14 protein-coding genes and 1 pseudogene are annotated in these 11,816 nt (G+C 63.9%); 13 read left to right on the top strand and 2 right to left on the bottom strand.

What is annotated here, in order from left to right:
* Positions 1-472 precede the first annotated feature (472 nt).
* Both HMPREF3014_RS14240 and HMPREF3014_RS14235 read right to left on the bottom strand, forming a co-directional pair.
* Entirely contained in the window at positions 473-1,279 is an 807-nt protein-coding gene (locus tag HMPREF3014_RS14240; protein WP_023109487.1) for a hypothetical protein, read from the bottom strand.
* 29 nt (positions 1,280-1,308) lie between these two features.
* Positions 1,309-2,040 carry a LexA family transcriptional regulator gene (locus tag HMPREF3014_RS14235; protein WP_004349435.1) on the bottom strand — a complete coding sequence of 244 codons (732 nt, stop codon included), beginning with the start codon at positions 2,038-2,040 and terminating at the stop codon, positions 1,309-1,311.
* Between the two features lie 105 nt (positions 2,041-2,145).
* Here HMPREF3014_RS14235 and HMPREF3014_RS14230 point away from each other — a divergent pair, with 105 nt between their 5' ends.
* From HMPREF3014_RS14230 to HMPREF3014_RS14170, 13 genes and pseudogenes are all read left to right on the top strand, one after another.
* On the top strand, positions 2,146-2,367 hold the full coding sequence (locus tag HMPREF3014_RS14230; protein WP_023109489.1) for a helix-turn-helix domain-containing protein: 222 nt from the start codon (positions 2,146-2,148) through the stop codon (positions 2,365-2,367).
* 94 nt (positions 2,368-2,461) lie between these two features.
* On the top strand, positions 2,462-3,058 hold the full coding sequence (locus HMPREF3014_RS14225; RefSeq protein WP_034017092.1) for a hypothetical protein: 597 nt from the start codon (positions 2,462-2,464) through the stop codon (positions 3,056-3,058).
* A 90-nt stretch (positions 3,059-3,148) separates the two neighbouring features.
* Positions 3,149-3,820: pseudogene (locus HMPREF3014_RS35415) on the top strand (DnaT-like ssDNA-binding domain-containing protein); the annotation flags it as partial.
* A gap of 34 nt (positions 3,821-3,854) precedes the next feature.
* On the top strand, positions 3,855-4,616 hold the full coding sequence (locus tag HMPREF3014_RS35125; protein WP_023109491.1) for a hypothetical protein: 762 nt from the start codon (positions 3,855-3,857) through the stop codon (positions 4,614-4,616).
* The gene (locus HMPREF3014_RS14210; protein WP_031635913.1) at positions 4,609-5,052 is read left to right on the top strand and encodes a RusA family crossover junction endodeoxyribonuclease; all 444 of its coding nucleotides are present in this window, start codon (positions 4,609-4,611) and stop codon (positions 5,050-5,052) included. Before HMPREF3014_RS35125 ends, HMPREF3014_RS14210 begins: the two co-directional genes overlap by 8 nt.
* A 28-nt stretch (positions 5,053-5,080) precedes the next feature.
* Complete coding sequence (locus tag HMPREF3014_RS14205) at positions 5,081-5,767, top strand: hypothetical protein (RefSeq protein WP_003116756.1); 687 nt, start codon at positions 5,081-5,083, stop codon at positions 5,765-5,767.
* A gap of 114 nt (positions 5,768-5,881) precedes the next feature.
* Positions 5,882-6,271, top strand: a complete 390-nt coding sequence (locus tag HMPREF3014_RS14200; protein ID WP_010793140.1) for a putative holin — start codon at positions 5,882-5,884, stop codon at positions 6,269-6,271.
* Entirely contained in the window at positions 6,264-6,548 is a 285-nt protein-coding gene (locus HMPREF3014_RS14195) for a phage holin family protein (protein WP_003116758.1), read from the top strand. The genes HMPREF3014_RS14200 and HMPREF3014_RS14195 overlap by 8 nt, the downstream gene beginning before the upstream one ends.
* An 8-nt stretch (positions 6,549-6,556) precedes the next feature.
* The gene (locus HMPREF3014_RS14190; RefSeq protein WP_010793138.1) at positions 6,557-7,156 is read left to right on the top strand and encodes a terminase small subunit; all 600 of its coding nucleotides are present in this window, start codon (positions 6,557-6,559) and stop codon (positions 7,154-7,156) included.
* Positions 7,140-8,426 (top strand): terminase large subunit domain-containing protein, encoded by a 1,287-nt coding sequence (locus tag HMPREF3014_RS14185; RefSeq protein ID WP_023109493.1) that lies wholly within the window; start codon positions 7,140-7,142, stop codon positions 8,424-8,426. Before HMPREF3014_RS14190 ends, HMPREF3014_RS14185 begins: the two co-directional genes overlap by 17 nt.
* Complete coding sequence (locus HMPREF3014_RS14180; protein WP_023109494.1) at positions 8,426-10,234, top strand: anti-CBASS protein Acb1 family protein; 1,809 nt, start codon at positions 8,426-8,428, stop codon at positions 10,232-10,234. Before HMPREF3014_RS14185 ends, HMPREF3014_RS14180 begins: the two co-directional genes overlap by 1 nt.
* Positions 10,235-10,236: 2 nt before the next feature.
* Entirely contained in the window at positions 10,237-11,358 is a 1,122-nt protein-coding gene (locus HMPREF3014_RS14175) for a DUF2213 domain-containing protein (protein WP_004349445.1), read from the top strand.
* Entirely contained in the window at positions 11,358-11,813 is a 456-nt protein-coding gene (locus HMPREF3014_RS14170) for a structural cement protein Gp24 (protein ID WP_023109495.1), read from the top strand. The genes HMPREF3014_RS14175 and HMPREF3014_RS14170 overlap by 1 nt, the downstream gene beginning before the upstream one ends.
* Positions 11,814-11,816: the final 3 nt, after the last annotated feature.

Raw genomic sequence — 11,816 nt, 5'->3', positions numbered from 1 at the left:
CCAGCCAGTGAAATCGGTGTTTCTCCCGCGTTCGCCTGCTGGGCTTCTACAACCCGCGGGTGTTGCTCATTGCTGTCATTCCCCTGACTGCGGCGCCGATTGCCGCACGGCACAGCCAGGTTCCTGCCCATTACCGCCGGGGTGGCGGGGCGCATTGCTTTCCGGGTCATTCGCTCGGTTCGGTCTGGTCCTCGTCCGCCGCAGGTTCTTCCTGCGTTGCCCAGGCCCGCATTGCCTGAGCGCGGATCGCCGGTCGCCGGTAGAGGCAATGCGATCTGTTGTTGATGTGTTGTGCTGTCGGGTTGTTAAAGAGCGCGGCTCGGTGGCCTGGCCGGCGGTGTTGTGCTGGCGTTGGATGAATTATGCATCAGCACATATGCATGTCAATGCATTGATGCAATTTTTTATGCGCACGGATATGCATGAACGAAAAAACCCGCGCTTAGGCGGGCTTCAAGAGGGGAGGAAGGGACTAGTGGTGGAGTTGGCGAAGCAGGGCGTCAGGCCCACCGTGGAGGTCGATGAAGCGACCGAAGGAGTGGCCATCCTCACCCAAGAAGAATGCGGAACGGTGGATTAGGTTGACCTTGTCGGTATCGCTCAACGGGCAGGCCATGATCCGCTTTACAAACAAGAGAAATCGCAGGTAATCACCGCCGTTTCTCGGCCAGGGTGTAGCACCTCTGCCCATGCATCGCAGGCGTAACTCCTCGAAGTTCGGCATTGTGCGCGGTAGCCACGTACCCTGGCGGCCATCTTTCAGACCTGGTACGAGCGGAGGGTAAGTGAAGTCCGTTGTGATGCGACCATGCTGCTCCAAAACGGAAAGTGGAGTAGCTATGGCAAGCACAGCGAAGAACTCTTGAGCGCGGAGAAAGGATTCGTCGCGGCATTCGCCCTTCGTTTCGTACGCCGCCAGGTCCTTGAATGGAGAGTAGCTGCCGATCACCGCGCGGCCGGGGTAGGAATGATCCATGACGAGCAGTTGGATTGTCTCGGGGCCATCGTAGATCAGGCCATCAGCACGGGTGCCCGGCGGCGAGCGAAAGATTGCCCAGTCCAGAAAATCCTGGTCGGGGCCGGCGGTCGCCTCGGCGTCTCGGTCGTAGATGACCTGACCGCCTTTGGTGAGTGTGGCGATCGCGCCGGCGCCGTGCTGCTGGACCGTCACGAGGATGTCGATCTTTTCCTGGTAGAGCAGGCGCTGGCGGATGACGCTCTCACGCTCGTCGAGGACCTCAACGGCCAGGAGCAGAGCGGTCAGTTGTTCATCATCCATCCGGCCTGCCACTGGGCGCGCAAGCGCCTTCAGAAGAACATCGCGCCCCAGAACACACGGCCGATGATCTCGATCTCTTGAGCGACAATTTCATCCTTTGAGTATTCCTCATCGGGATGTTCGTCGCGGTTGAAGCTGCGAAGTCGGATGCCTCCGCCCGGCAGCCGGTAAGTCTGTTTGACGCGGAGTAGGCCGCCGTGATTGATCGCGTAGAGGTCTCCATCAACGATCCGGGTATTGCCGACATCGACCCCGACAGTTGCGCCGTTACGGAGTACTGGCTCCATGCTGTTGCCCGTAATAGTCACGCATCGTGCATTGGCAGGGTCTACCCCCTGCTTCTTCAGACTGTACTTCCCGAAGCGCAGGCTACGCCTCGAATTCATCTCGACCGACATCTTGCCACTTCCTGCGGCCAACTCTACCTCCTTAAGGAATGGGACTAGCACCTCATCAGAAGGGAGAGGCGTGCTGTCGTCCCAGACCTCAATCGGACCGTCCATCGTCGCCTCAGGCTCTCGAACGACTGCGGGGATAGGCGCAGTGCCAATTGACACCCTGCCGCGCAATTGGTCTGTGCTCAAACCGAAGTATTCGGCGATTGGGTAGACCTGTTCATCCTTGGGCGTGGCGATCTTGCCGTTAAGGATTCGGGAAATGGTGGATTGCCCGACGCCAGTGCGGCGACTGAGCTCCGTTGGGGATATTCCATGCTCCGCCAGAAGGGCGGCCAGGATGTGCTGGATCGTACTTTTTTGCATGGATGCAATGCTGCCAATGCCTTGTGCATAGGGGAAGAGTCCATTTATGCGTTGACAGTTATGCGGCAATGCATAGACTGTGCATATCTCCAGAGGAGCATGCACATGACTACCCCCACCCTGGCCACGAAGGTCAAAGACCTCCTGGCCGCCCGCAAGACCTACCGCGCCATCGCGGAACGAGCTGGCTGCGATCCCTCCACGATCTTTCGCATCAGTAAGGGCGCCATCGAGAACCCCAGCTACTCCGTGGGTTCCGCAATTGACCTCATGCATGCCGAGTTGACGCCTGAGCAGCAGCTCGCGCACCTCCAAGAGGCCGGCTGATCGCAAAGAGCGACGGTTTTCGTTGAAGGTCATCCATGACGGGGACTTCCTGCTGGTTGATCGGATGCCAATAGCTTCGCCCAGGAGGGCCACCATGCATACGTCGAATCCTCGACACGAAACCCGCGATGCCGTGCTGATCGCCATCGCCGAGGACATGATCGCCCGGACCAGCATGTCGCAGGACGGGTTCGCCGAACGCTTTAACATCGAACTGAACCTGCGGGCGCCGGAACGCTGCCGGGCCAAGGATTACCCGGACCTGAAGGCCCTGGAAGGGGCGGCCACCAGTCACGTCGACTACGCCCGGATCTACAAGAACTGGAGCAAGCGGGTGGAACGCTGGCTCGACGGCGACGTCGAGATCCCAGCCTGGATTGAAGAGTCCTGGGTACAGGCACTGGAGCAACCCTGGCGCGAGCGCGCGCTGTTGGAGTTGTCCGGTCGGTACGGCCTGCTCCCGGTGCGTCCGGTCGTGGCAGAGGGCATGGATGCCATGAAGGTGTTCGGCGCACTGATGCGTCGCCTCGGTGATGTCGCCGGCGTCGGCACCAGGGTCTTCGACGACATGATCCTCGATGCGCGGGATGGCCAGTTCCTTCCGGACCTGATCAACGCCCTGGACTCCACTGCGGCGAAATGCACGACGCTGAGCCGGATGGCTAAGTCGGTTCTGGCGGGCGAAGGGTGATCCGTGCCGTCCTTCCAGATCAACGACGAGGAGTGGGATGCGCTCTTCGACGAGCCGCATCAGCTGCTGAAGGTGTACTGCGCGATCCGGATGTTCATGGACTACACAACCGGCATCGCTGGCGAAACCCGCCGCTTGAGCGAGCAGATGCTGATCGAGGTTTTGAGCATCCCGGCCTCACCTGGGCGTCCTGCGCACAAGGCGACCCGCAAGGAGGCCCGCTACACCATCGATGCGCTGGTGCGCCGCGGCATGGTCGAGCCTATGCCCAGCATCGGTCCTTTCGTTTTCCACCTGCCGAAGGCTTCACGGGATCAATTCGCCTCGGAGAGGTGGGGCCAGAGGTTTGACCAAGGTGGGGCCAGACCTGGGGCCAGAGGTGGGGCCAAGGATTTAGAGCCAGAAGCCCCGGAACTACTGGGCTACAGCGAAGAGGCTGGAGCAGGTAGGGCCAGAGGTAGGGCCGGAGGTTATCCAGAGGTGGGGCCAGAGGTGGGGCCTACATCCGGTCTTCCTCCGATACCTCCTCCGTCACGTAACGCGCGCGAGGCAGAGCCGGTATCTGGTGCTGACCGATTCCCGATGCATGAGGCCTGGGTGCCGAGTGCGAAGGGGTGGCCGGCAACGCTGGTGCGGAACGGGATTGGGACCTACCAGCTACGCGACGACGAGCTTCTCGAATTCCGCAGCTACTGGATCAACCGCCCCGAGAAATACCAGTCCCAAGGCCAGTGGGAGCACGAACTGGCACAGAAAATCCGCCGCAACCAGCGCTTCGACCAGAACAGGAGCAGCCATGGAAACCAAGCAGGAAACGCCGAAGGCCAAGCCGGCCATCGTGCCGCAAAGCGCGGCCTCTCACATCGACAGGGCCCTCGCTCAGCCGTCGACCGCGTCAACGCCATCGTCGCAGCCAACGAGGCTGCCCGACAGGCTGCTGGAACGGCTCTGGGTGAAGATGACCGAGATGTACGGGCACCGCTGGACGTCGAGTTTTGGCGACAACCCAAACCCTGACGGTGCCTGGGCTACCGTGCTCCAGGGGCTGACCGGCCAGCAACTGGCCCACGGGCTCAACATGCTGACGTTCATGGGCAGCCGGTTCGATTGGCCGCCGGCGGCGCCGACATTCCGGGAGCTCTGCTTGAGCGTACAACCGGAGTCGCTCGGTCTGCCGGACCACGACACCGCGTTCCACCAGGCTCTGGCGTGCCGCTACCGCCACCAGGTGGTCAAGGCCGCCGCCGAGGCTACCGGCGTTTTCGATCTGCGCACCGGCGAGGTGATCGACGATCGCCTCCGCAAGCGCTTCGGTTTCTACTACGCCGAGATGGTCCGGCGCTGGGCGAACAACATCCCGCTGAGCCAGCCCGTCGTCCACGCGATCGAGCATGACACCGGGAAGAGCTTGCTGGACCTGGCCGAGGATGAGGCCGAGCAGCAGCTCCGCCGGCGGATGCAGGCCCAGGGTCTGGATGGCCTCAGTGGCGCCCAGGCGCGGGAACTGCTGCTGGCCAAGATGCGCCGGAAAGCGCCGGAGGTGCACCGTGATTCATGACTTCCGCCCGGTGATGTTCACCGTACCCGGCGAGCCGGTGGGGAAGGGGAGACCTCGTATCGGTCGCGTCGGCGCCCACGCCAGGATGTTCACGCCGGCGAAGACGGCGAACTACGAGGGGCTGATCGCTCACAGCGGACAGCAGGCCATGGCAGGTCGTGCGCTGTTCGAGGGCCCGGTGCTGGTCGAGCTCGACATCGCGCTCAGCATCCCTCAATCGATGTCGAAAAAGCGGAAGTCGCTGGCGCTGGCCGGCGGCCTGTACCCGACCAAGAAGCCCGACATGGACAACGTGATCAAGGCGATCTACGACGGCCTCAACGGCGTGGTCTGGAAGGACGACGTCCAGGTCGTGAAGGCGGTGGTGGGGAAGCGCTACGGCGAAACGCCGGGCGTGCGAGTGAAAGTCGTCCCTCTCCTCGAGGGCGAGCAGTGACTACAGGAAACTACAGGGGAGAGTCGAAATGAGACTGATCAGCGCGCGCCAGGCTTGGCAGGACGCGTACCACATCCCGGGCGCGTCGGTGATGGCGAAAGCCATCGAAGACGCCGAAGAGGCCACCCGGAAGACCAGGGCGAAGCGCCGCAAGAAACTGGTGGCCCGCTTCCCCGAGGGGTACCAGGGCGAGAGCAAGGAGCCGGAGGGCCTGTTCCCCATCGACTCCCAGATCATCGCCGCCTACGAGACGCGGACCGGGCGCGCCGCGGGAAACCTGAACCGCTGCCAGCACATGCTCGCCGCCGGCAAGGTGATGCATGCGATCAGCACGCTACCGGCGCCGCTGCAGCATCTCGGACACTTCCTGTACTCGCCGCTGGCGAACGGGGTCGACCAGAACCGCGCGCAGTCCTTCCTGTACTTCTCGGCGGATCTCCCGAAGATGAACAAGCCCCGCCAGGAGGTCGCTTACTGGGTGGCCTTGGCGGCGATGCACTCGTGGAAGGACATGGTGAACGGCCGGGAGGAGTGGTGGCCGGGTAAGGTGATCCAGTTCCTGGCGGACTGGCCGGGGTTCGTACTGTACGCCGCGAATTGGGAGCGTGACTGGGCGGCGATCTGGGAGATTTTCATGCAGGAGCTCAACCGGCTGGACGCCCAGGCTCTGGTGCCGGTGGCGCAGGTGGTTGCGGCCCAACGAGACGCCGCTTGACATTTTGATAAGAGATTTGGGAGTATTTTCCCAGTTTGCGAAGTAGCACCCAATCAAAAGATTCCCCCGAAAACCCGGCCCTGAAGCCGGGTTTTTTCGTTTCTGGAGCACCCCATGGCTGAACCGACGAGCAGCGGAGCAGTAGCAGCAGCCGGCGCCGTCGGGCTCACTGCCACCGCGATCATCCCCGGAGTCGACGTCAATGCGGTGATCGGCGGCTTCGCCGGCGCGCTGCTGTTCGTACTCTGGGCCCACGACCTGACCATCGCCAGGCGCCTCGGCTACCTGCTGGCGTCCTGGGTGGGCGGCTACTACGCCGCCACCGAGGCTGTCGGGCGGGGCGCGACTCAGTTCTCCGGACTGCCCGCACTGGTCACCGCCGCGCTGATCGTCACCATCCTGATCGGCGTGCTCGACTGGATGATCGGTGGCCGCGCGCCGGCATGGCTCCAGATCGTTCTGCAGCGCATCGTCGGCATGATCGGAGGCCGGAAAGATGGTTGACCTAGTGACCCTGGCGGCTGCGGCCGTCTGCGGCGCTATCAGTTGCCGCATCTTCACGTACCAGCGCCACGGTGCAACGTACCGGTTCGGCGTCTCGCTCTGCGCGTACATCCTCGCCGCTGGGACCGGCATGCAGGCGCTCTCGATCAGCCTGGCCGTGCTGATGGCGCGCCACGCAACGCCGATATCGCCCTACCTGCTGGCGGTCCTGGTTGTGCTGCTGGTGCTGGTCTACCGCAACAAGGGCAACATCGCGCCCATCCTGAGGCTCAGTTGAGGTGATCCATGGCGCTGACCAAGAAACAGCGCCTGTTCGTCGACGAGTACCTACTTGACCTCAACGCGACGCAGGCCGCGATTCGGGCCGGCTACAGCACCCGGCGCGCGACGGAGATCGGCTATCAACTGCTCCAGCGGCCGGAGGTCGCCCAGGCCATCCAGGCCGCCATGGCCGAGCGCTCGAAGCGCACCGAGGTCGAGGCCGACTATGTGATCCGGCGGCTCCGCGAGATCGACGAGATGGACGTGCTCGACATCCTCGAGGACGACGGATCGTTCCGGTCGATCCGCGACTGGCCCCGGGCCTGGCGCCAGTTCCTGTCCGGCATCGAGATCGCCGAGCTGTTCGAGGGCCGCGGTGACGACCGCCGCATCGCTGGCGTGCTCCGCAAGGTCAAGTGGCCGGACAAGCTCCGCAACCTTGAACTGCTGAGCCGGCACGTCGGCACCGAGTCGGCTGCGCTGGACCTTGAGTTGAAGCGCCTGGACGTGGCGAAGAAGCGCGCCGAGCTGAAGCTGCTGGAGAACCCTGAGGAAGAAGCGCCGCCAACCAGCGTCGCGGTGACAATCATCGATGCGAGGGTGCGCGATGCCGACGCTGAATAGGCCCCAGGCGAAGTTCCTGGCGCTTCCGCACAAGTTCTGCGGCTTCGTGGCCGGGTTCGGCTCCGGCAAGACCTGGGTCGGCTGCTCAGGCCTCGCCCAGCACGCTTGGGAGTGGCCGCGCATCAACGCCGGCTACTTCGCGCCGACCTACGCCCAGATCCGCGACATCTTCTACCCAACGATGGAGGAGGTGGCTTTCGACTGGGGGCTGCGGACCAGGATCAACCAGGCGAACCACGAGGTTCACCTCTTCAGCGGCAGCGCCTACCGCACGACGATCATCTGTCGCTCCATGGAGAAGCCGCAGACCATCGTTGGCTTCAAGGTCGGCCGATCCCTGGTGGACGAGCTCGACGTCCTGTCGCTGGTCAAGGCCCAGCAGGCCTGGCGCAAGATCATCGCGCGGATGCGCTACAAGGTGGACGGCCTGCGCAACCGTGTCGACGTCACCACCACCCCGGAAGGCTTCAAGTTCGTATTCCAGCAGTTCGTGAAGCAGTTGCGCGAGAAGCCGCACCTGCAGGACCTGTATGGACTGGTCCAGGCCAGCACCTACGACAACGAGGCGAACCTGCCGGACGACTACATCGATTCGCTGATGGAGTCGTACCCGCCGCAACTGATCGCGGCGTACCTGCGCGGCCAGTTCGTCAACCTGACGTCGGGCACCATCTACACCGCCTACGACCGCACTCTCAACGCCTCGCCCGAGACGGTTCAGCCAGGCGAGCCGATATACGTGGGTATGGACTTCAACGTCGGCAAGATGGCCGCCGTCGTGCATGTGAAGCGCCTGGGCCTGCCGCACGCGGTCGACGAGATCGTCAACGGGTACGACACCCCGGACATGATCCGCCAGATCAAGGAGCGGTTCTGGCTGTACGCCGACGGCGAATATCGGCCGACCCGCCAGATCAGGATCTATCCCGACGCCTCCGGCGACTCGCGCAAGTCGGTACGGGCCAGCGAGACCGACATCGCGCTGCTCAAGCAGGCCGGCTTCGTCGTCTCGGCGCCCGCCGCCAACCCGCCGGTCAAGGACCGGATCAACTCCATGAACGCCATGTTCTGCAACGCCAAAGGCGAGCGCCGGTATCGGGTCAACCCCGACCGGTGCCCGACCTATGCCGACGCCCTGGAACAGCAGGTGTGGGGCACAAACGGCGAGCCGGACAAGTCCGCCGACATCGACCACCCCAATGATGCGGGTGGCTATTTCATCCACAAGGAATACCCGATCACGAAGTATTCCCTCGCAGGTGTTTCCTAATGGGCGTAAGGCGCTTCCTCACTGACAAGCTGGTCAACTTCGTGGCCAACTTGGGCACGGAGCGAGACAAGGCCGCCGGCAGCTTCTACGCGCCGGTCGTGCTCACCGATGAGCAGTTGCACAACGCGTATCGCGGCGCCTGGTTCCCGCGCAAGGTCGTCGATATCCCGGCGAAGGATGCGACCAGGCGTTGGCGGGCATGGCAAGCCAGCAAGGCGCAGATCGAGAAGATCGAGGCCGAGGAGAAGCGCCTTCAGGTCCAGGCCCGCACCATGGAGGCTCTAATCAAGGCGCGGCTCTGGGGCGGCGCAGCGATCTTCATCGGTACCGGCGAAACTGACACCAGCAAGCCTCTGGTACCCGAGCGCGTCCAGGCCGGCGGCATCAAGTATCTGACGGTGATGAGCCGGCGCGACCTGTCGGCAACCGAGCAGGATCGTGACGTCATGTCACCGAACTACGGCAAGCCCAAGGCCTACCGGCTCGGCGGCAGCGCGATCGAGATTCACCCGTCCCGGCTGGTGATCTTCACCGGCGCCGACATCCCTGACCAGGACCTGGCCAGCGGCAATCAGTTCGGCTGGGGAGACTCGGTCCTGCAGGCCGTGTTCGAGGCCATCCAACAGATCGACAGCACCATGGCCAACGTGGCCAGCCTCATCTTCGAAGCGAAGGTCGACGTGATCCGTATCCCCGACTTCATGCAGGGGATGCAGGACCCGAAGTACGAGAAGCTGGTGCTGGAGCGCATGCGTCTGGCGGCCATGGCGAAGGGAATCAATGGCACCCTGATGCTGGACAAGGACGAGGAGTACGACAGCAAATCGGCGAACTTCGGCACGCTGCCGGACATCATGGACCGCTTCATGCAAGCGGGCTGCGGCGCTGCCGATATTCCGGCTACGCGCATGCTCAGCCAGTCACCCGCCGGCATGAACTCCACTGGTGAGGCCGACCTGCGTAACTACTACGACCGCATCCAGTCCAGCCAGGAGCTCGACATCACGCCGGCTATGTCGGTGCTGGACGAGTGCCTGGTGCGGTCCGCGCTGGGCAGCCGACCGCCGGAGATCCATTACGTCTGGAACAGCCTCTGGCAGACCACGGCGAAGGAGCGGGCGGACATCGGGAAGATCACCGCCGAGACTATCAAGACCATCGCCGAGACAAGGCTCTTCCCCGAGGAGGCGCTCAGCAAGGCTGCCGAGACCCTGCTGGTCGAGAACAGCGTGATGCCCGGTCTGGAGTCGGCGCTGGAGGAGTTCGGCTCCGAAGTACCCGAGGACGAGCAGGACGAGGAGGGCGGCAACCGGTCGTCCAGCCAGGCGCTGAACGACGCGGCACCTCGCACGCTGTACGTCTCGCGCCGGGTGCTGAACGCCGGCGCGATCATTGACTGGGCGAAGGACCAGGGCTTCGAGACCACGCTCCCGGCCGACGACCTGCACGTCACCATCGCCTACAGCCGGACGCCCGTCGACTGGATGAAGGTCACCCAGGCCTGGACGGTCAAGCCGAACGGAAACCTGACCTGTTCCGCCGGCGGCCCGCGCATGGTCGAGCAGTTCGGCAAAGGGGCTGTGGTTCTGCTGTTCAACTCCTCTGACCTGACCTGGCGGCACGTCGAAATTCGCGATGCCGGTGCCAGTTGGGACTGGCCGGACTACCAGCCCCACATCACCTTCACCTACCAGCCCGGCAGCGTCGACCTTGACCAGGTTGAGCCGTACCGCGGCGTCATCGAGCTCGGCCCGGAGGTCTTCGAGGAGATCGACGAGGGCTGGGCGGATCGCCTCGACGAGGAATAACGATGCTTCTCCATGACTCCGTGTCGGTGTCCGGCGTTCGCCGGACCGCTGACGGCTACCTCGTGGCCGATGCCCGGGTAGCGCGCACTGGCATCCAGGAATACCTGGGTTCCGAGGTCGGCAAGCCCGACATACCCATTGTCCGCGTGTACCGGCCGCCGGAATCGGTTTTCGCCGAGGACGCCATGCGCTCCTACGCCTACCGCCCCATGACCAACGGCCACCACGGCGAGGTCACCGCTGAGAACTGGAAGCAGCTCGCCATCGGCCAGACCGGCTCGGAGGTCCTGCGAGACGGCGACTTCGTGCGCGTGCCTCTGGTGTTGATGGATGCCGATGCGATCCGCGACTACGAGGCAGGAAAGCGCGAGCTATCCATGGGGCTCGAGGCAGAGGTCATTTTCGAGGATGGGGTGACCCCCACCGGCGAGACCTACGACGCCCGGCTTGGCCCGATGCGAATGAACCACCTCGCCCTGGTCGATCACGCCAGGGGCGGCGAGCAACTGCGCATCGGGGATTCGCGCACCCCCGGCGCCAAGAAACCTGCGCAAACAACCCCCACAGGAGGCCATGACATGGCTGATGCACTCCGCAAACTCCTGGTCGATGGCCTCACGATCGAGACCACCGAGCAGGGCGCCCAGGTCGTCGAGAAGCTGCAGAAGCAACTCGGCGACGCCGGGGCGAACCTCAAGACCATCCAAGACGCCCACGCCACCGCGATGGCAGCGAAAGACGCCGAACTGGCGAAGAAGGACGCCGAAATCGATGGGCTGAAGGCCAAGGTACTGAGCGACGCCGACATCGACAAGCTGGTGCGAGAGCGCGCCGACCTGATCGCCAGCGCGATGCTGATCGCTGACGGCGACTATGCCGGCAAGTCCGCCGCCGAGATCCGCAAAGCGGCCGTCGTGGCCAAGCTGGGCGACGCCGCCATCAAGGACAAGCCGGAGGCCTACATCGCCGCCCGCTTCGACATCCTGCTCGAGGATGCCGCCAGTAACGACCCGGTGCGTGTCCACCTGAAACAGCAAGACAGCAAACCGTCGAACCCGGCTGACAACGGTCAGGCGGCCTACGAGGCGCGCGTCAACGGCGCCTGGAAAGGAGGTGACAAATAATGCCCGCCGTTCAAACCACCTACAGCGCGAACATCCGCCCCGGCCTGCCGGGCATGATCGTCGACGAAGTCCCGAAGACCCTGATCTCACGCACCGTCGAGGCCGCTGGCGGCCTGGCGTTCGGCATCCCGGTCATGCAGGGCACCGCCGACAAGGCCGGCCGTGCGCCGACTACTGGCGATACCGCCGCGAAGTTCGTCGGCATCAGCGTCCGCGACCGCTCCGTCAAGGCCGAGGCTAACCAGTACAGCCAGTACGAGTCGGCCCGCGTCATGACCGAGGGCGCCATCTGGGTGACCGCTTCCGTGCAGGTTGCCGCAGGCGATCCGGTCTACTTCGTGCCGGCCACCGGCGCCTGGACCAACGTCGCGACCGACAACGTGCAGGTCGCCGGGGCGCGCTTCGACACCAGCACCACTGGCACCAATCAACTCGCTCAAGTCCGCCTGGGCTAAGGA

The organism is Pseudomonas sp. HMSC065H01 (assembly GCF_001815235.1).
Taxonomy (GTDB): domain Bacteria; phylum Pseudomonadota; class Gammaproteobacteria; order Pseudomonadales; family Pseudomonadaceae; genus Pseudomonas; species Pseudomonas aeruginosa.
Note: the sequence above shows the minus strand (reverse complement) of the source record. Positions and strands in the feature narration are given on the sequence as shown.